Raw genomic sequence first — 20,204 nt, 5'->3', positions numbered from 1 at the left:
TCTAAATGCCTGTATTTTAGAAAAGGTGAACAATTAAACTAAAGGAGGTTGTTATGAGTGAAAAAGTTACGCTTACACGTCGTCAGGTTCTAAAGGGAGCGGGCGCGCTGACCCTTACCGGGGCGACCAGTCTGGTCCCGGACGGTATTGCGTTCGCGGCCGAAAAAGAGGCACCGCGGTGGGCGATGGTCATGGATCTCAGGCGGTGCAACGGCTGTCGGGCATGTACCGTTGCCTGCAAGGCCGAGTTCGATGTTCCCCTGGGTGCTTTCCGGACGGCTGTCATTGAGGAAATTCACGGCAAATTCCCCAGCACCGAAAAGCTCTTTTTGCCGACGCGGTGTAATCACTGCGAGGGAAACGAGGAAGACAAAATTCCACCCTGCGTTAAGGCCTGCCCGGAATACCCCAAGGATCGACGCACATTTAAAACTTCTGACGGTAAAACCATCCGGTATCGCGGCGGGGCCACCTATAAGCGCCCGGACGGACTTATCCTTTTCGATAATCAGTATTGTACCGGCTGCGGCAAATGCATCGAGGCGTGTCCTTACGGCGCCCGGGCCTTTAACAAACGCCTTAAGGCCGGCAAGGACTCCACCAAGTTCGCCATCGTCAAATGTTCGTCCTGCAACCATCGCATTGAAAAGGGGGTGGCTCCGGCCTGTGTCAATATTTGTCCCGCAGGAGCGAGAATATTCGGAGACTTGAATGATCCGGCCAGCGATGTTTCAAAATTGAACAAAGAATTCGGTTTTCTGGATAAACAAAACAAAACAACCCTGCTCCCGGGAGAAAAGACAAGACCCATGAACTTTTACATCGACCCGGATGGGGCGCTTCAAAAAATGGCTGCGGCCAGGAAAAAATATGAAAAAAATGAAGCCTATCAAGACCGTATTATATAAAAGCATATAAAAGAAGGAGGAGAAAATGAATAAAGACATTAATCGCCGTGACCTTATCCGGCTTGGCGTGGCAAGTGCCGCGGTCTTGGCAACCGGAAAAGTAATGCGCTCGCAGGCCCTGGCCGGGACAGTAAAATTTATTAAAGGGGGAAAAGATTTTTCACCCGAGACCGGTGTGGAACGAAAAATGATTCCAACGGCCTGCTGGTCGTGCGTGACCAGAGATTCCATGATCGGTTTTGTGGAGGACGGCAGGCTGGTCAAGCTGGAAGGACACCCTGATTCCATCCGGGGAAGAGGAAAGATATGCGCCAAAGGCGCCGCGGGGATCAACCAGCTCTATGATCCGGACCGAATTCTGTATCCCATGAAACGGGCAGGAAAGCGTGGGGAAGGCAAGTGGAAGCGCATCAGTTGGGACGACGCCCTGACCGATTTGGCGGCGCGCATGAAAAAACTGCGTGATGAGGGCCATCCGGAAAAGTTGGCGTTTCACTATGGCCGCATGAAAGGGTCTTCCGAAAAAATAGTTAAAGGCTTTCTCGGTTCTTTCGGCACCAAAACCATCTCCGGTCATACTGCCATCTGTGAAACAGGCAAGTGGGTAGGACAGGAGCTTACCTGGGGCAAGCATTACGATAACTGGGATTTTGAAAATACCAAATATGTTCTTAATTTTGGCAGCGGTGTGATGGAGGCGGGTACCAATTCCATCCCAACATGGCAGCGGCTGGTTGACGCCATGGTGGATCGGGATGTCAAGATGGTTACTTTTGATGTCAGGCTTTCCAACACGGCGGCGCGATCAACCGAGTGGGTGCCGATAACGCCGGGCACTGACGGTGTGGTGGTTCTTGCCATGTGCCGCGAAATCATGGAAGCGGGCCTTTATGATAAAGATTTCTTTCAGTACATTAAGGCTACTGAGGATTACAAGGCCAGCACGGATGAAAAGGTAAGCGCCTTGAAGGCGCACCTGGCCCAATATACGCCCGAATTCGCCGAAAAGATCAGCGGGGTACCGGCGGCCAAAATCAAGTCCATTGCGCTTGAGTTTGCCAAAGCCAAACCGGCCTGCGTCATCAGCTACCGGGGAGCCGTGGCCCATCTTAACGGGACCGATACCGAGCGGGCGGTGCAGATGCTGGCAGCCATTACCGGCAACATCGACAACCCCGGTGGCCGCTGCCGGGCTGTAAGCGCTTCATGGAAATATCCAAAATTTCCCAAGGCGCCCAAAACCAAAGATCTTGGTATCGGCAAAGGATTTAAAGGCCAAGTTGCGTACCCGACCCATGGGGTCGATCATCAGGTCCTCAAGATGATCAAGGACGGCAAAGCCGGCCGCCCTGAAATTTATATGTGGTTCTGCTACACCCCGGTATATGCCAACGGGGAGTGCCAGGAAAGCATTGACATCTTAAAAGATGAAACGTTGATTCCGTTTACCGTTAATGTCAATGCCTATTATGACGAATCGGCCGCGTTGGCGGACCTTCTCCTGCCCCATCCGTCCTATCTGGAATGGATGGACTGGGAAAATATGGTTTCCGCGACCCAGGTTGCTGAGTATTACATCCGGCAACCGCTGGTCAAACCGATGGGTGAGAGCCGCATGATGGGCGATGTTGTGTGTGATCTGGCCAACCGGATGGGATTTCCACTGGGTTTTAATTCGATGGAAGAATTTGTCAAAAAATCGTGCGAAAAAACACCGGGCGTAAAAGAAGCCGGCGGGTTTGATTACATGATGAAACACGGCGTCTGGCATGATCCCAACATAAAACCGGATTATTACATGTATAAATACAAAAGAGGCGACAAACATCTCAAAGCAGAGGGGGTCATCTTTGATGAGGCCACCGGTGTTTACTGGAACTGGAAAAAATCCAAAGCCAAGAGTGAGGCCGAGGCCAAGAAAAAAGGGTACACCCTTACCAAGAATGCCGTTAAAGGCTATGTCGGCCAGCAGTTTGGCGACAAGGTATATAAGGGCTTTAATCCTGACAGGGTAAACAAATCCGGGTATTTTGAGCTGTATTCCGAACTCCTGAAGCTAAAAAAATTCCCCCCCCTGCCGACTTACACGCCGATGTCCGACCATCAGAATCTGGCCCCCAATGAGCTTATTTTAACGAGCTACAAGGTGCCGGTCCAGATCCATTCCCGTTCGGCCAACTGCAAGTGGCTGACGGAGATCTTTCATGACAATCCGGCCAAGATTAATTCAAAAACGGCCAAACGTCTGGGGATCAAGAATGGGGACAAGATCAAGGTCAAGTCGGATGTCGGTGAAATTACGATCAAGGCCGACGTAAACGAAGACGTGGTTCCCGGTATCATTGCCATCTCTCACCATTTGGGTCATTGGGAGTATGGCCGTTACGCGTCCGGTAACAAGGCGCCGCTGGCGGGCGACAACGATCCAGATCTTGCGCTTAAACCCTGGACGACGTACGGCGTACATCCGAACTGGGTTATTAAGAAACAACCGGATCCGGTCAGCGGCCAGTGGGCCAATCAAAGTACGGTGGTTACGGTCACCAAGGCCTAAGCCAAAACAGGAGGGAGCGTTAGATGACGAAAGTACATGAAAACAGAGATGTGGCCGATAACAGAGGAAATGTCTATGGACTTTTGGCCACGGTCTTTGGTCAGGAAATATCGTCAGACCTCCTGCATCAGATAAAAGACCCCCGATTTTTGGGGGTCTTGTCTGGGCTGGGTATTGAGTTTAAAGGTGATTTTTTTGAAAAACCCGACGAAGATCTGATCGAGGAGTTGGCCGTCGAATTTACCCGGTTGTTTTTAGGGCCCGGCAAGCACATTTCACCCCATGAATCCATTCATCACGAGCGAGAAGACGGGCAGTGGGGAAAGCTTTGGGGACAGTCAACGGTAGATGCCAAGAAATTTATCGAATCCGCGGGATTCGACTACAAGTCCGAATACAAAGGACTTCCCGATCATATCAGCGTGGAACTTGAATTTATGCAACAGGTTGCGCTCAGCGAAGCTAAAGCGTGGCAAGATCAAGATAAAGAGAAGGCTCTATATTGTTTGCAAATTGAAAGAAAGTTTATTGAGGAGCACCTTTCTCGCTGGGTCCCCGCTTTTTGTAAAAAGGTCATGCAAGACACGGAATCACATTTTTATAAGGGGGTAGCGGAGTTGGCTCAAAAATTCATAGAATTTGAGTGCAAAGAAATAATAAAGGAGGACAGTTAAAGGAAATGTGCCTAAATAAAAGGGCCCTTGTGGTTGTTATTCTAACCGGGGGCCTTATCTGTTTACAATTTCTGGTGCCACCGTTAAATATTCAACGACAAGCATTTGCCGAAACAGTGCTGAAAGCGTTGTCTGTGGAGACGCCTGTTCTTATCTATACGCAATCTGCCGCTGAAAAAAGAAGTGACGCAGTAAAGGAAGACGAAAAAGAAGCTGTTAAGGAAAACAAAAAAGTACCTGTCGAGAAAGATAAAAAAGTACCACAAAACAAAGAAGAAGGTGATGATGATGATGATGGATGGGATGCCTGATAGTACGATTGAAACGGGCCGGTCGGCTCGTAGCAACTCACTGAAACGTTATGTGTTCCTGTTGCAGGGGAGGAGAGAAGATGAAAATAAGTGGATTGATCAAACTTGCGTTATCGGCCTTTTTGCTTGCCCAGTTTTTTGGCTGCGGCGGCGGTGAGACCCAGATAGATATTGAACAGGTTTTGTCCAAGCCAAAGGCCTATGTCGGTTCCGGAGAGTGCAAGTATTGCCATCTGGAGCACTACGACTCGTGGAGAACGACTCTCCATAGTCGCACCCTTGCGGATGTGACCAAAAACCGGGACGCTCTGATCGCAGAGATCAATCCAGCCACCATCCGGGCAGATTTGCAGACACATCAAGCGCAGTTAAAGCTGCCGGTGAATGAAATCTATATTCCCAAAATCGATGAGATAAAATATACCATGGGCATACAGTGGAAGCAGAGTTTTCTGGTCGAAAAAAAGGGAACGCTGTATGTTGCTCCCATCCAGTACAACGCCAAAACAGAGCATTGGGTCAGTTATCACGAGGAGGATTGGGACAAGCGCCCCTGGAACAAGTATTGCGGCGGTTGTCACGCCATGGGAGTTGATCTTGAAAAGAACACCTTTTCCGAAACGAGCGTCGGCTGCGAGGCCTGTCACGGTCCCGGTTCCCACCATGTGGCCTTGCCGGAGACGGCCGTCTTCGATAAACGTTCGACCATTGTTAATCCGTCCCAACTTCCCGCGGGGTTCAGAACCCAGATCTGTGGTTCCTGCCACAATCGCGGCAAATCGATCAAGATGCCGGATACCGAATGGCCGGTTGACTATCGGCCCGGCCGGGCCTTGGGGCTGTACTATAAATCCGCCTCTTTCGCCGCCGGGGATGTTAAAAACTTTTACGCCAATGAGTTTGCTAAAGGGCACCATCAACAATATCTCGACTGGCAGCAGTCCGCTCATTCCAGGGAAGGCGTCACCTGCACGTCCTGCCATTACGTTCATCAACTGGGTGTGGCCCCGACCCAATCCCAGACCAAAGGGGCTGGTTCTCAGCAATGTCTGATGTGCCACAAAGTGATTAATAATAACGCTTCCCATTCCATCCACTCGTTTGCTAATTGCATTGGTTGCCACATGCCCAAAATTGCTAAAAGCGCCGAATCCGGGGATACGCACTCTCACGCGTTTGTGACCTTGTTGCCAAAGGACACCTTGAAAAACCCGGCCGTTCCCAACTCGTGTCAGACCTGCCATAAGCACAAAGACACGGATCTCGCGACCTTGCAAAAAGTCTTCGACGGCATGGCCCAAAAGAGCCTGCTGCAGGTTCATCAGGTCCGTTAGCAGTTCTGAAAGATTTGAATTTTTCGAAGAAGATGAGGCCTTTTTCATGATTTCAAAGCAGTTTCCGGTTGGCAGGAACGTTCTCTCTTTGCTTTTTCGCACCCAAAAACCCATGAGGACGCAAGAAAGAGTATCGGAAAGCGTGAAGGATGAGGCGTCCGGCAAGCGATGTCTCGGGGCATTTGGAGTGGAGATGATCAAATTTTTGATTGCCCTCACCGTTCTTGTGATCGTTTTTCCCGGGTTGGTTTGGTCACAGAAAGAAGTTACCTCGCGTAGTTATCGCTACCGTGAGCAGAAGGTGAGTCCCCGATACTATGAGGGGTATGAAGCCAGACCTCAAGCAAACCTGCCCTTTGTGGAAGTGCCGACCTCCCGCCAGGAATTGATTTCTCTGTCTCCTATAGCAGAGCGTGTTCGCCGCCGAAAATACCTGGCCGACGCTCATCAGGGGCTCAGGTTTTACAAGCGTCTCACCTGCATCAAGTGCCATCCCGGGCAGATCCGCAGCCTGCATAATGCTAGGGCAAAAATCACCTGCCGCCAGTGTCATGGTCCGGAACCCATTGCGGGCATCAATCACTATTACTCCTCAATGAACCCCCGGCGGCGGTATGCCCAGATTTGTGCCAAATGCCATGAAGGAGCGAGCGCTTCCTTTGCCAAATATGTGGTCCACGAACCCAGTCCGGCTCTCATGAGCACCCAAAAGGCCTTCCCGTTGCTCTTTTACGTCTTTTGGGCCATGGTCGCCATTGCCGTGGGTACCTTTGCCGCTTTTTTGCCACATGCGTTTATGTGGGGGGTAAGAGAATTGTTGCCAGACACTTTCCGGTGGAACCTGAGGAAGTTTCGATCTATAGGGAGAAAAAAGGATGAAACGAATTAAGCGTTTTACTCCCACTCAGCGCGTATTCCACCTCGTTCTGATGCTCAGTTTCTCTGTCCAATCAGCGACAGGGCTGGGCCGGATGTACGGTGAGACTCATTGGGGACATTTTCTGGCATCATTTTTCGGAGGTTATTCCGGAGTGCTCAATGTCCATAAGTTGGTCGGCATTTTTATGTTGGCGGCGTTTTTTGTTCACGTATTTTACGTTTTTATCAAAATCGATTGGCGCGGGTTTCCCAAAAGCGTTTATGGTCCCGATTCTCTGCTTCCCAGATGGGAAGATATCGGACAGGTGCTTCAGCATCTCGGCTGGATTTTAGGGTTGAAAGAAGCGCCACGATTTGACCGCTGGGCGTATTGGGAAAAATTCGACTACTGGGCTGTTTTTTGGGGCATCTGCATTCTTGGCGGAACCGGCTTGATTCTGTACAGCCCTGTGACATCCAGCCGTTACATGCCCGGTTGGGTGCTTAACGTTCTCTTGTGGATCCACCGCATTGAAGCGATCCTGGCCATGGGCCATGTCTTCATCATACATTTTTTTATCGGCCATCTCAGGCGACACAACTTTCCGATGGATCTGGTCATGTTCGAGGGGAGCGTTGATCTTGAAAAGGTCAGCCATGAACGACCGGCTTGGGTGGCGCGTCTGGAAAAACAGGGAACCCTGGCGAGTAATCTGGTCAAAAGCGCACCGGTGGCTTTTCGCGTCACATATTATGTTTTCGGGTTTTCCATGATTATCGGTTGTGTCTATCTTTTGGTCAACGGCATCGTCAATGCAAGCGGTTTGCTGAAATGATTTGTCTGTCATCCCATAAGCGATGTAATCGTTCTTCTGTGGCGGCCAATCCAATGGTAACACCAATTGCACTTTATCCTTCCATCAAGTGGGGACGGCGATGAATATCAACAGACGTTTTTTTCTGGGGATAGCCGGTACCATGGTGGGCGGAGCCCTGGCCGTCGGGCCGAAAAAAGCCCGGGCCGTCCGTAAGCCCAAAGCCCCGTCAGACCCTTACGGATGCCTGGTGGACCTTACCGCGTGCGTTGGTTGTCGTAAATGCGAGCAAGCCTGCAATCGGGTCAATGGTCTGCCTGCTCCCCAGATTTCATTTGATGATCCGCGCGTTCTGGAGCACAAACGCAGGCCGAATGCCACAGCCTACACCGTGGTAAACCGCCACTATACGGGCAAACTTGACGAGCGAAACCTGTTGATACCGACCTTTGTCAAGGTTCAATGCATGCACTGCCAGGACCCGGCCTGTGTATCTGCCTGCATTGTGGGGGCCTTGACAAAAAAGGATAACGGTGCGGTCCACTACGACGTCTCCAAGTGTATGGGCTGCCGCTACTGTATGGTGGCCTGCCCCTTTCAGATCCCCGCCTATGACTATCATGATCCGCTCACCCCGGAGGTGCGAAAGTGTAGTTTTTGCTATGACCGGATCAGCAAGGAGGGAGGAAAACCGGCCTGCGCCGCCATTTGCCCGGTTGAGGCGCTTACCTTCGGCAAGCGCAGTCAGATCATTGATATCGCCCGCCGGCGGATCAAGAATGATCCGGGCCGCTATCTGAATCGACTTTACGGGGAATACGAAGTGGGTGGCACTTCCTGGCTCTACATTTCCGGAGAACCTTTCGAAAAGCTGGGTTTTCTGGATCTGCCGTCCCGTCCTATACCCCATCTTGCCGAAAGCATCCAACAGGGGTTATTCAGCTATCTGTGGGCGCCACTGAGTCTGTTCGCTATTCTGGGAGGCTGCATGTGGACCTTTAACCGCAAACAGACCAAAGAGAACCCGGAGCCTGAAAGAATGGAGGACAACTCATGAGTGCACATACAAAACCTGCACCGATTGAGGAAAAGTTCTGGACGCCCGGAGTCTTTGTCATGGTGGCCTTCATGCTAACCGGTGTTCTTTTTTTAATCGCCCGCTATATCGGTGGCCTGGCGGCTGTGACCAATCTGGATGACACGCATCCCTGGGGATTGTGGATCGGTATCGATGTGGCCACCGGCGTAGCTCTGGCCGCTGGGGGATTTACCACCGCCGCCCTGGCACACATCTTCGGACGGCGTCAATATGAGGCGGTAACCAGGCCGGCTCTTTTGACCGCCATGCTGGGTTATACCTTTGTTTCATTGAGCCTTATCGTCGATATTGGACGCTCCTGGGCCATCTGGCACCCGGCGGTCTACTGGCAGAAGGACTCGGTTCTCTTTGAAGTGGCCATGTGCGTCATGATTTATCTGCACGTGTTGTATATTGAATTTATTCCGATTGTAGTGCAGCACTTCAAAGGAATGATTTCCCTGCCGGGACGACTATCAATTCTTGATAGTGTTTTTGAAGGTTTACTGGGGTTAGCGGATCGAATACTGGACAAGGTTATGTGGGTTTTTATTATTGCCGGGGTTGTGCTCTCCTGTATGCACCAGTCGGGACTGGGATCCCTCATGTTAATCGCCCCGACAAAGCTGCATCCCCTTTGGTACACCCCTCTCCTGCCTTTGTTTTTTCTCACTTCGGCCATTGCCGTGGGCTACCCCATGGTGGTTTTTGAAACCACCCTGGCCTCAAGCTCCCTGGGGCTGAAAGATGAGATGGACATCTTGGTTCCACTTAGCCGAGTCACGATTTTTCTTTTGGGAATCTATATGGGTATCAAGATAGGCGACATGTTGGTCCGGGGGACCTATGTTTACCTTCTTGACGGAACGGTTCAGAGTAAAGCTTTCATAGTGGAGATGCTTGTGGGGGTTATCATCCCCTGGTTTATGCTCCTGACTCCGGGCTTACTTCATTCCCGACGTACTCTTTTCATTGCCAGCACCCTCATCATAGTAGGGGTTGCCCTAAACCGGGTAAACGTTTTTCTGGTAGGCTTTCAGCCTCCATATGCTGAAACGTCCTATTTCCCCGCTATTGGTGAAATGGCGATCACGGCCGGATTTATTTCAGCCCTTATATTTATCTATCTAGTTTGTGTCACCTACCTGCCGGTGCTCAGTCCTCAGGATCAGGAGGTTATTCCATGAGCCTGAAGATGACACCAAGAAAGATAGGTTTTTTAGTGGCGACAGTGATTTTGGTTGCGGCAGCACTGTATTTGACCCTTGCCGTTACTGTATTCAAAAGCAGAACCCGAATCGATGATTTCGTCTCGACCACATCTCGTGTGGCTCCACCCACCGCACCCCGCCCTTGGGAAGCTCGGCAAAGTGCGGCCGTCCATCGATCTGACGAGGTGGTTCCCCTCGTCAAGGAAGTGCTCAGGGAAACCCTTTCCCAGCGGAGAGCCCGCCTTGGCGTTAAAGCGCTGCAGCTCGAAGAGATAAAATTCAGCTACTTCCTCCTGAACAATCCGATCATTAAGGCGGAAGAAAACCTCTATGGCACCGTTCGGTTTATGCACAAAAAACACGCAGCGCTTCTCAACGATTGCACTATCTGTCATCATTACCGACCGGCGGATTCTGCGGCACCGGAAGCTACCCGGTGTTCCGCATGTCACCAGACCGCTTTTAACCCCGAGTTGCCCGGGAGAATCGGACTCAAGGGCGCTCATCACCGGCAGTGCATGGGCTGTCACAAGGAATGGAATAAGGGACCAGTAGGCTGCACCGATTGCCACGCCAAGAATGTTCCGGCCCACAGCGAGTTGATCAAGCTCACAGGGAAACCCGAACCCACAAAGGTGACCAGGGAGTGCCTCCGCTGCCATGATGCTCAGGCTAACGAGATGCTTACCAGTACCCACTGGTTGTGGAAAGGGCCTTCCGCATTCACCGAGGGTGAAGAAAAGCGAATTGACCTTGGCAAAGCCACCAAAACCATCAACAATTTCTGTATAAACGTCGCCAGCAATTGGCCCCGTTGCACCAACTGCCATGCCGGCTACGGCTGGAGGGATGCTTCTTTTGACTTCAACGACAAAACCAGAATTGACTGCCTTATATGCCACGACACCACGGGGACTTATAAGAAAGATCCTCAAGGCGCCGGTATGCCGGCTGCCAACGTGGATCTTATAAAGGTAGCCAATAACGTGGGTAAGCCCAGCCGAAAGACCTGCGGCGAGTGTCACTTCTCAGGCGGCGGCGAAGATCCGGTCAAGCACGGCAGGCTCAATCCCTCTCTCGATTTTCACTCCACAACCAGTGACGTCCATATGGGCGGCCTCGGCTTCCAGTGTCATGAATGCCATAAGACCCGTAATCACAAGATTACCGGGCGCAGCCTCACCCTGCCGGTGGCCGAAGGGGGCCGATCCTGCGAGGATTGTCATACCGCCGCTCCGCACAATGGCGGGGGATTTTTAAACCATCATCTCAATCGCCATACCGAACACCTGGCCTGCATGACCTGTCACAATCCCGTATATGCCATGCATAATCCCACCAAGGCTTTCTGGGATTGGTCCACCGCCGGGGATAAACAGCGCAGGGTCAAGAAAAATAAGTTCGGTATACCGGATTACAATTGGCGCTATGGTGACATTACCTGGGAGAAGAGTGCACAACCCGCCTACGCCTGGTACAACGGCAAGGTCAGGCGCCATATTCTGGGGGACAAGATCAACACCAAGGGAGTAACGTTACTCACCGAGCCTGTAGGTGATATTAACGATCCCAAATCAAGGATTTATCCATTTAAGGTCATGGACGGTATACAAGCGGCTGACACAGTGAACAATTACCTGCTTGTCCCGCACCTGTTTGGCCCCGGCGGCTACTGGGAAGACTTGGACTGGCAAAAAGCTTTTGCGGATGGCACGGAGGCTGCCGGGCTTTCCTATAGCGGCCAGTACAAATGGGTAAAGACCCGGATGTATCTGGGCTTGACCCACGAGGTTGTGGCCAAAAAGTTCGCTCTATCCTGTGTCCAGTGCCATGCAAGCCTGACGACCGAGCGGTCGTGCGGGCGATGTCACCAAGACAAGCGCGAGGTGGATTTCAAGAAACTCGCCTTTCAGGGCATCGACTTTAAGCTTGTTCACCGCCATGAAGGCGACAACCAGGATTGGCTTAATCGTACCAACTATATCGATTTCGAGCAGCTTGGCTACAAGGGCGATCCTATTGAATTTGGGGGACGCTTTAAAAAACTGCCTTTGGGTTGGCGTTCGGCTTTGAAAAAGGAGTGAATGGCCTGTGTAATTAATTATACTTTGGCAAACTATTTTTCTTTCTCTTAAGGACAATACTGTGGCATTAAGCACTATCTTTCATAAAAAGGGTACCATGTTTATACCATAATAACAAAGGAGGTATTATATGTATTTACCGAAAACATTCGAAAACTTTTCTAACAAATTTCCTGAAATTTTAAAAGATTATCAGCAATTGGGAAAGACCTGCCGGTCGGCCGGACCGTTGGATCAGAAAAGCCAGGATCTGATCAAGCTCGGCATCGCCGTTGGCGCAAATGCCAAGGGCGCTGTCATGTCGCATACCAGAAAAGCATTGACATCAGGCGCCACACACGATGAAATCATCCATGCGGTTTTATTATCGCTAACGACCACCGGCTTTCCGAACATGATCGCTGCGATGGGATGGGTCGAAGCGGTTCTGAATGAGAATCCTTAAGAAAAAGGTAATAAGCCGTGAAGTCGTTTGAAGAACTTTTAAAGACATCGGCAAAAGCGCATGGCCATCTTTGCCCGGGACAGGTGGTGGGTGTGCGCATGGCTATGTTGGGTTGCCGGCTGATCGGTCTGGATGATCCCAGTAGCCACGACCAGATCAAAAAGCTGATTGTATATGTGGAAATGGACCGCTGCACGGCTGATGCCGTTGCCCATGTAACCGGTGTTAAACTGGGGCGGCGATCCTTGAAATTTATGGATTACGGCATAATGGCTGCCACTTTTGTGAATTTAGAGACAGATACTGCTTTTCGGGTAATATCTACAGAGGATGCCCGGGATCTGGTCCCTTTTTATGCCCCTGAAATCGTGAAAAAATCCGAACGGCAGATAGAAGCCTATAAACGAATGCCGGATAGCGTTTTGTTTCGAGTTCAAAAAGTCCAGGTTACCGTTAATGCGGTTGATATGCCCGGGCCGACCAGCAAAAAAGTTTCCTGCGGCCGGTGCGGTCAGGTTGTGCGCGATGGCCGAGAAGTGGTTGAAGACGGAGTAACGCTTTGCCGGCTATGTTCGGGGAATACCTATTTCTCAAATGCAAGTGAAATCACCTGGCCGGATATGAACTGGACCCCGATGAATGAATTCAGGGCGTCGGATCCGGTAAGCCGATGCCCTGAAACGGCTGAGAATTTTATATTACAAAAGCCTGTAACTTTACGAAATTTAAAGCCAAAAGGAGTATGATCGTGTTAAAAACCATAAAAGTTGAAGACGCAGTGGGCACGAAACTGGCTCACGATATCACGGAAATTCGCCCCGGGGAGTTCAAGGGTCCCGCTTTTCGCAAAGGCCATACCGTCTGTGATGAAGATATCTGCCATCTTCAAAAACTGGGGAAAAACCACCTCTATCTCATCGATCTTGCCGAAGATGAAATACATGAGAACGAAGCCGCCGCAGTTATAGCCGGGGCACTTGCAGGAGAGGGGGTTGCCTGGAAGAACAAACCGATCGAAGGAAAAATAAAGCTGGTTGCGGAAAGAGACGGTTTGTTTACGGTAAACACGGCTGCCCTGGCCGCATTCAATATGGTGGAAGAAGTCATGTGTGCGACCATTCACAGCCATACATTGGTTAAAAAAGGAGATCTTGTTGCCGCAACCCGAGCCATTCCACTGGTTATGAAAAAAGCTCCTATCGACCGTGCAGCAGCCATCGCCCGCCAGAATGGGGCGGTGTTGTCGGTTCAAGAATTGAAACGTGCCAGGGTGGGCCTCGTGATTACAGGCAGCGAAGTATATCATCGGCTGATTGAGGATCGATTTGCCCCGATTTTAACCCGGAAAGTGAATGATTTGGGGTCTGAAGTTGCGGGTGTGGAATTCGCACCGGACGATGCCGATATGATCAGTCAGGCCATTAAATCTTTTCTTAAGCGGGGATGCGATTTAATATTGTTGAGCGGAGGCATGAGTGTCGATCCGGATGATGTCACCCGTCACGGAATTCGATTGGCCGGGGCAACCGAATTCAACTATGGCGCGGCCGCCCTGCCCGGAGCTATGTTTTTAATGGCATACCTGGGAGACGTGCCGTTACTGGGCGTGCCGGCATGTGGTCTTCATCATCGGATTACAGTGCTGGATCTGATATTGCCGCGGATTCTGGCTGGAGAGCGGATCGGAAAGGCTGAACTGGCCTTTCTGGGCCATGGGGGATTATGCCGCGACTGTCCGGAATGCAGTTACCCTCACTGTCCATTCGGTAAGGGCATGTAAGGCTTTGAGCGACACACATTCAATTTGGGGGCGACATGAAGAAGTTTGTTAAGGCGGCGGGAATCCTTGTTCTGGTATTGAGCGCTGCGGCTATATCTTTTGGAGAGGCAGCGCTCCCAAAGAATAAGCAAACCGTATTGGACTTATATGTGACCGCAAAGGAAGTTTTCGAAAAACAACAAATTACCCCGGACAACATAAAAATCATAGACGTTCGCACGCCGGAGGAATACATTTTTATCGGCCATGTGTCCACGGCGGTCAATATCCCCATAGAATTTTTAGAGCAAAGCTGGAATGCCGAAAAAAAGCGACCGGTCATGAAAACCAATACCCACTTTGTGTCTGACGTGAAAAAGAAGTTCAGCAGTACCGATACGCTTTATGTCATGTGTCGGTCAGGCAATCGGAGCGCACGTGCCATTAACATGCTGGCTGAGGCGGGATTTAAATCGGCATATAATATCATTGGCGGATTCGAAGGGGATAAGGTTAAGGATAAGGGTAGCCTTTATAATGGGAGGCGCATGGTAAACGGCTGGAAAAACTCAGAGGCGCCTTGGACTTATAAGCTTAACCCTGAACTTATGTATGTGCCTGGAAGTAATTGATAACCTGCCAAGCAAAAAGACTTTCAGATGAAAAATATCCAGATAAAGGAAAATAGGAACAAATATTAAGATTCGCCTCTCTATGGTGAATAGGTTAGATAAGAGTAAAGGATATGAAAGAAATAAAAGGAAAACGAAAACAATCCCTTAAGATAATTGAGGGGAAAACATTGCCGCCGGTTGTGGCCGTTGTCGGCTATTCAGGTGCGGGGAAAACCACATATTTAGAAAAACTTATTTCAACGCTTACCCAAAGGGGCCTGAATGTGGGGACCATCAAGCATGATGTCCACGGTTTTGAGATGGACAAACCCGGCAAAGACACCTGGCGGCATAAAAAGGCCGGCGCCAGAACAACCCTGATATCCTCTCCTTTCCAGATCGGAATGGTCCGGGATGTCGACCATGATCACGGCCTGGATGAACTGGCGACGCTTTTAACGGGTATGGACTTCATCCTGGCGGAAGGGTTTAAAAGAAGTTCAGTGCCGAAGCTGGAAATATACAGGCCCGAAGCATATAAAGATCCCATTTGCCTGAATGACCGGAACCTGCTGGCGTTGATCAGCGATGCACCGCTTGATTTGGGGGTTCCCCGCTATAGGCTGGGTGATATCGATGGAGTGGCGGAATTTTTAATCAGTCGTTTCAAAGTGGCGCCGAAAGCTCCAGAAATCCAGCAGGAGGCCGCTTTATAGCTTCAGCCATTTTCTGCGACATTTTCACATTACCAGGACTTTTCGGATTAAAAAAAAGATTGCAACAAGAATAATTGCCCCAAGAATTTTCTCCATGGTTTTAGGGGAAAATTTAGATGATCCCAAAAATGAACCGAAACTGCCCCCAAGCAAAACAGCGACAAAGAGGGGCAGATAATCCGACAGGCTGATTGAATTGTATTGAAACCGAGAGATAAGTCCGGCTAATGAATTCAGCCAGATAAATATTGTTCCGCACGCTGCCGCTTCTTTTTCATTGCCCAGCCCCAAAATGATGATCAAGGGAACCAGATAAACACCTCCACCGATCCCGACGATGCCGGCAACCAGACCAAGAATTGAACCAGAACAGATTGAAATGATGATTTTTCCAGTTCTGCCGATATGGAGTGGTATGGTCGGATTTTTCCAAAGGTAGATGCGGGCGGCAACAAAAACCAATGAGATTAACAGGATCCAGTAGAAATAAAGCTTCGGCAGTTTCAGCATACCGCCTAAATATGCCATGGGGATCGAAGATACCAAAAAAGGTAAAATCAGTCTGATTTTGGCGTGTTTGTTTCGGATAAAATTATAACTGCCGACTGAGGTAACCACCAGATTCAGTGAAAGGGAGATCATGGGAATCGCCTGGGTGCTGAAACCCAGCAGGGCCATGAGGGCTGTATAGGAAGACCCCCCGCCGAGACCCACTGAAGAATAGGTAAACGCTACGAAAAAAAACAAAACCGCAACAAAATACGGCGAATGGATCACTTCAACCAGTGTCATACTTGCCACCTGATTTGTTATTAAAAGTGAGGGATACGATAAAGACTGCAGCTATTTTCCCACACGATAGAAGCCAGGGCTTCAGGGTCATTCCCCCTGACTTGCGATAGCTTGAACATGACGGATCTGACAAAAGCGGGTTCATTGCGGCGGGTGTGGTTTTTCTCCGGCGCCGGGGTCAGGTAGGGCGCATCGGTTTCAACCACCAGCCGATCCTGGGGAATCATGCAGGAAAGTTCCCGCAGGCCGGCGCCCCGGTCCTTTAATGTCAGGATGCCGGTAATTCCGATGTAAAATCCCATTTCCAGATATTGCTGCAGCTCATTTTCATTTCCGCTGAAGCAATGAATCACCCCTTTTCTTTCACTGCTGGGATGCTTTTTCAAAAGCTCTATCAGCCGGCCATCGCTGTCTCTTTCATGAAAGATGATCGGCAGGCCCAACTCATCGGCGACTGAAAGTTGATCGACAAACCAGTCTTCCTGAATTTCCCGGGGTGAATACATGCGGTTAAAGTCCAGGCCGATTTCGCCCCATGCTTTTACCTTGGGGCTTTTGGCAAGGTTGCGCATGAAATCAAGGTCGGTTTTGCCGATGTCTTTGGCGTCATGGGGGTGCGTTCCGACCGAGGCGAAAAGACCGGGGATCGTTTCAGCCATGGCTACGGCTTTTTGTGAGCTTTGTTTATCCGTACCGACCGTCATCATGGCGAGAACCCCGGCCGCATGGGCCCGGCTGACGACAGCATCCATATCGTTTTTATAGGCTCGATCGTCCAAATGGCAGTGGGTGTCGAAAAGCTTCATGGTAAAAAAGGGTTCGTATTTGACGCTAAAGATTCAGTCCGTATATTTTGGATACAAAGTCCCTTGACATATGGGGGCAGAAGCGATAAAAAACTGCTTTTAATGGCTTAACAAAAACACACTTCCGATGCGCAAATTTACGGCGATTTTTGTTAAAATTCCAGGGGTGTTATAAACCAGATAGCGCATTCCGTAAAGATTTTTTATTTTGGGAGGGTAATCATTATGTTCAAGATAGTCAGACGTGAAGAAATGGCCGAGGGCACCGTGATTTTAAACGAAATCGATGCTCCTCTGATTGCAAAAAAAGCAAAACCCGGACAGTTCGTGATCCTGAAAGCCAACGAAACCGGGGAGCGGATTCCATTGACCATGGCCGATACGGATCCGCAAAAAGGCACCATTACCGTTATTTACATGGTGGTGGGGAAATCAACCGCGATTTTCAAGGACTTGGCGGTGGGTGACGGATACATGGACATCATCGGGCCGTTGGGCAAACCGACCCATCTGGAAAAAGTGGGGAATGTCGTGTGTGTCGGCGGCGGTACCGGCGTGGCGGTGCTGCATCCCATCACGCGCGCCCTTAAAGAAGTCGGTAACCACGTGACCTGCATCATCGGCGCGCGAAGCAAGGAGCTGCTTATTCTGGAAGACCAGATGAAAGCGGCCTCCCATGAATTGCAGGTTTGCACGGACGATGGGTCATACGGCCGCAAGGGTTTTGTGACCGAAGCCCTGAAAGATGTCTTGGAAAAAAATGATATCCAGCTGGCGGTGGCGATCGGTCCGGTTCCCATGATGAAGTTTGTATCCAAACTGACCAAAGAATACAATGTAAAAACCGTTGTCAGCCTGAACCCCATTATGGTAGACGGCACCGGCATGTGCGGCTGCTGCCGGGTATCCATCGGGGGTCAGACCCAGTTTGCCTGTGTGGATGGGCCTGAGTTTGATGGGCACCAGGTCGATTACGATGAGCTGATGCAGCGGCTGCAGGCCTACGCCGAGCAGGAAAAACAGTGCTACGCAGACCATCAGTGTCGCATGAATCCATAGACAGGCAGGGCAATCCCGGTGAGTCACCGGATGCCTGGCCGTGCCGGCTGAATCGCAAGTATTTTTTCAATCGGCAAAGTTGCGAAAGGGTTTTAGACAAAATTTATTTGTCATATAAGGGGAAAAAAATATATAGAAGCCATGGAGGTCATTCACAAGCAGCAGGGTGAACGGGCCTATGCTTTGTTTGAAAAAATCTCGACATGGCTATTTTGTGGAGGAGAAGATGGCGCAGCAAGAAGGTAAAAAAGAAAAAATATCCAGACAACCGATGCCGGAACAGGCACCTGAAGTCCGGCGCAGGAATTTTGATGAGGTGCCCCTGGGACTGAGTACGGAAGCAGCCATGAAGGAAGCCCAGCGATGTCTGCAGTGCAAGAAACCCAGCTGTATCGAGGGCTGTCCGGTATCCATCGATATACCGGGATTTATTAAACTTATCGAGGAAGGCGAATTTACCAAGGCGACCCGAAAGATATGGGAGCGCAACGCACTGCCGGCGGTCTGCGGCCGGGTATGCCCCCAGGAAAGCCAGTGCGAGGGGGTCTGTATTGTGGGCAAGAAGGGCGAACCGGTAGCCATCGGCAATCTGGAACGTTTTGCCGCCGATTATGAGCGCAAGCACGGCAAAGGGGAACTGCCCCCCAAGGCAAAGCCCACCGGCAAAAAGGTTGCGGTGGTGGGATCCGGTCCTTCCGGGCTGACGGTGGCCGGAGACCTGGTTTTAAAGGGGCATGACGTAACTGTTTTCGAAGCCTTTCACCGGCCCGGCGGTGTGCTGGTTTACGGCATTCCGGAATTCAGGCTTCCCAAGGAAATTGTTTTTCAGGAAGTCAATTTTATGGAGCGGTTGGGCGTTCGGCTGGAATGTAACGCGGTTGTGGGCCGGACCGTATCTTTAGACGAGCTGTTTGAAGAAGGTTATGATGCCGTCTTTTTGGGGGTGGGGGCGGGGTTGCCGCGATTTTTAGGCATTCCGGGTGAGAACCTGATCGGTATTTTTTCAGCCAATGAATATTTGACGCGCTCCAACCTCATGAAGGCCTACCGCTATCCGGAGTATGACACCCCCATCATCAAGGGCAAGAATGTCATTACCCTTGGGGCCGGCAATGTCGCCATGGATGCTGCCCGGACCGCCCTGCGCCTCGGCGCGGATGTTTCCCGGATCGTCTATCGGCGCTCCCGACAGGAAGTTCCGGCCAGGGCTGCGGAAGTGCATCATGCCGAAGAGGAGGGGGTTGAATTTCATTTCCTGACCGCTCCCACAAAGTTTATCGGCGATGAAAAGGGGCGGGTTGTCGGAATGGAAGGGCTGAAGATGGACCTGGGCGAGCCCGATGCATCCGGCCGTCGCCGTCCGGTCCCTGTCGAGGGGTCTGAATTCGAGCTGGAATGCGACCTGGTGATTATTGCCGTGGGCGCCGGCGCCAATCCGCTGTTGACCCAGTCCACCGAAGGGTTGCAGCTCAACAAGTGGGGATATATTACCGCCGAACCGGAAACCGGAAAAACCAGCAAAAAAGGGGTTTGGGCCGGGGGCGACATTGTAACCGGGTCGGCCACCGTTATCCTGGCCATGGGTGCCGGCAGAATAGCGGCCGATTCGATCCATACATATTTAACCTGGGGATGGTAGTCCCGGCAAAATATTATAGCCATTAAATTTATAAAAAGCCGGCTTGGCATTTGTGCCAAACCGGCTTTTTTATGTTGGTTTACAATCCCTCTTTCAACCGACATGTCATTGTGCCACTTTGTCATAGAAAATACCGCTTGAAAATAATTGAAAATCTAATTAGTGTCCGTCCGAAAAATACGAGTTTTGAAAAAATATCGGACGAAAAAATTCATCCCGGAAACAATTTTTACAATGAGCAGGAGAAGTATATTTATAAAATCGATTCAGCAAATAGATATTATTAAACATTGCTGATTTTGCATATACTTCTCCTTTAAGAAGGCACTTTTAAGGGTCTTTGCACCTTTTAAGCAGCTAATGAAAAGAGCTTTTGACGCTTTCGTTCTTTCTCAATTAGAATGTTGCCAAGGGTCTGAAGGTTTCTCCCCAGAACGCCCAGGGCAATGTACCGGTCATAGTCTTTGTCTCTCGGCGTTTGTCAAGATAGTTGTCGCATAAAAATAATTTTTTTCGATAAAGGTTTCATTGCAAATCACGCGGCATT

General features: G+C 50.4%; 18 protein-coding genes and 1 pseudogene. 17 read left to right on the top strand and 2 right to left on the bottom strand.

The genetic code is table 11. The features are described from left to right. Positions 1–53: 53 nt before the first annotated feature. From P1P89_11080 to mobB, 15 genes and pseudogenes are all read left to right on the top strand, one after another. Complete coding sequence (locus P1P89_11080; GenBank protein ID MDF1592048.1) at positions 54–908, top strand: 4Fe-4S dicluster domain-containing protein; 855 nt, start codon at positions 54–56, stop codon at positions 906–908. Positions 909–933: 25 nt separating this feature from the next. Further along, positions 934–3,462 (top strand): molybdopterin-dependent oxidoreductase, encoded by a 2,529-nt coding sequence (locus tag P1P89_11075; GenBank protein MDF1592047.1) that lies wholly within the window; start codon positions 934–936, stop codon positions 3,460–3,462. 23 nt (positions 3,463–3,485) lie between these two features. Beyond that, on the top strand, positions 3,486–4,136 hold the full coding sequence (locus P1P89_11070; GenBank protein ID MDF1592046.1) for a molecular chaperone TorD family protein: 651 nt from the start codon (positions 3,486–3,488) through the stop codon (positions 4,134–4,136). A gap of 5 nt (positions 4,137–4,141) precedes the next feature. Next, positions 4,142–4,447: a hypothetical protein gene (locus P1P89_11065; GenBank protein MDF1592045.1), complete on the top strand. Its 306-nt coding sequence runs from the start codon at positions 4,142–4,144 to the stop codon at positions 4,445–4,447. Positions 4,448–4,527: 80 nt separating this feature from the next. Continuing rightward, complete coding sequence (locus P1P89_11060) at positions 4,528–5,781, top strand: multiheme c-type cytochrome (GenBank protein ID MDF1592044.1); 1,254 nt, start codon at positions 4,528–4,530, stop codon at positions 5,779–5,781. 46 nt (positions 5,782–5,827) lie between these two features. Further along, positions 5,828–6,670 carry a hypothetical protein gene (locus P1P89_11055; GenBank protein ID MDF1592043.1) on the top strand — a complete coding sequence of 281 codons (843 nt, stop codon included), beginning with the start codon at positions 5,828–5,830 and terminating at the stop codon, positions 6,668–6,670. Further along, positions 6,657–7,475: a cytochrome b/b6 domain-containing protein gene (locus tag P1P89_11050; GenBank protein ID MDF1592042.1), complete on the top strand. Its 819-nt coding sequence runs from the start codon at positions 6,657–6,659 to the stop codon at positions 7,473–7,475. The genes P1P89_11055 and P1P89_11050 overlap by 14 nt, the downstream gene beginning before the upstream one ends. Positions 7,476–7,575: 100 nt before the next feature. Then, complete coding sequence (locus tag P1P89_11045; protein MDF1592041.1) at positions 7,576–8,511, top strand: 4Fe-4S dicluster domain-containing protein; 936 nt, start codon at positions 7,576–7,578, stop codon at positions 8,509–8,511. After that, on the top strand, positions 8,508–9,719 hold the full coding sequence (hybB, locus tag P1P89_11040; protein MDF1592040.1) for a Ni/Fe-hydrogenase cytochrome b subunit: 1,212 nt from the start codon (positions 8,508–8,510) through the stop codon (positions 9,717–9,719). Before P1P89_11045 ends, hybB begins: the two co-directional genes overlap by 4 nt. Next, a complete protein-coding gene (locus tag P1P89_11035; GenBank protein ID MDF1592039.1) occupies positions 9,716–11,827 on the top strand; it encodes a tetrathionate reductase family octaheme c-type cytochrome in 2,112 nt (703 codons plus the stop codon). The genes hybB and P1P89_11035 overlap by 4 nt, the downstream gene beginning before the upstream one ends. A gap of 130 nt (positions 11,828–11,957) precedes the next feature. Beyond that, entirely contained in the window at positions 11,958–12,272 is a 315-nt protein-coding gene (locus P1P89_11030; protein ID MDF1592038.1) for a carboxymuconolactone decarboxylase family protein, read from the top strand. 17 nt (positions 12,273–12,289) lie between these two features. Beyond that, positions 12,290–12,883: pseudogene (locus tag P1P89_11025) on the top strand (FmdE family protein). A gap of 137 nt (positions 12,884–13,020) precedes the next feature. Further along, positions 13,021–14,052 (top strand): molybdopterin-binding protein, encoded by a 1,032-nt coding sequence (locus tag P1P89_11020; GenBank protein ID MDF1592037.1) that lies wholly within the window; start codon positions 13,021–13,023, stop codon positions 14,050–14,052. A 35-nt stretch (positions 14,053–14,087) separates the two neighbouring features. Then, positions 14,088–14,663 carry a rhodanese-like domain-containing protein gene (locus P1P89_11015; GenBank protein ID MDF1592036.1) on the top strand — a complete coding sequence of 192 codons (576 nt, stop codon included), beginning with the start codon at positions 14,088–14,090 and terminating at the stop codon, positions 14,661–14,663. Positions 14,664–14,776: 113 nt separating this feature from the next. Next, on the top strand, positions 14,777–15,361 hold the full coding sequence (gene mobB, locus P1P89_11010) for a molybdopterin-guanine dinucleotide biosynthesis protein B (GenBank protein MDF1592035.1): 585 nt from the start codon (positions 14,777–14,779) through the stop codon (positions 15,359–15,361). A gap of 24 nt (positions 15,362–15,385) precedes the next feature. Here mobB and P1P89_11005 read toward each other — a convergent pair whose 3' ends face one another. Both P1P89_11005 and P1P89_11000 read right to left on the bottom strand, forming a co-directional pair. Beyond that, positions 15,386–16,153: a sulfite exporter TauE/SafE family protein gene (locus P1P89_11005; protein ID MDF1592034.1), complete on the bottom strand. Its 768-nt coding sequence runs from the start codon at positions 16,151–16,153 to the stop codon at positions 15,386–15,388. 20 nt (positions 16,154–16,173) lie between these two features. Further along, positions 16,174–16,959, bottom strand: coding sequence for a TatD family hydrolase (locus P1P89_11000; protein MDF1592033.1), 786 nt, complete (start codon positions 16,957–16,959; stop codon positions 16,174–16,176). Between the two features lie 225 nt (positions 16,960–17,184). Between P1P89_11000 and P1P89_10995 the strand changes: the two genes are divergently transcribed. Next, positions 17,185–18,018 (top strand): sulfide/dihydroorotate dehydrogenase-like FAD/NAD-binding protein, encoded by an 834-nt coding sequence (locus P1P89_10995; GenBank protein MDF1592032.1) that lies wholly within the window; start codon positions 17,185–17,187, stop codon positions 18,016–18,018. A 226-nt stretch (positions 18,019–18,244) separates the two neighbouring features. Next, a complete protein-coding gene (gltA, locus tag P1P89_10990; protein ID MDF1592031.1) occupies positions 18,245–19,657 on the top strand; it encodes an NADPH-dependent glutamate synthase in 1,413 nt (470 codons plus the stop codon). The last annotated feature ends 547 nt before the right edge of the window (positions 19,658–20,204 follow it).

Source organism: Desulfobacterales bacterium (assembly GCA_029211065.1).
In the GTDB taxonomy this organism is placed as follows: domain Bacteria; phylum Desulfobacterota; class Desulfobacteria; order Desulfobacterales; family JARGFK01; genus JARGFK01.
This window is presented reverse-complemented; position numbering and strand designations above follow the sequence as displayed.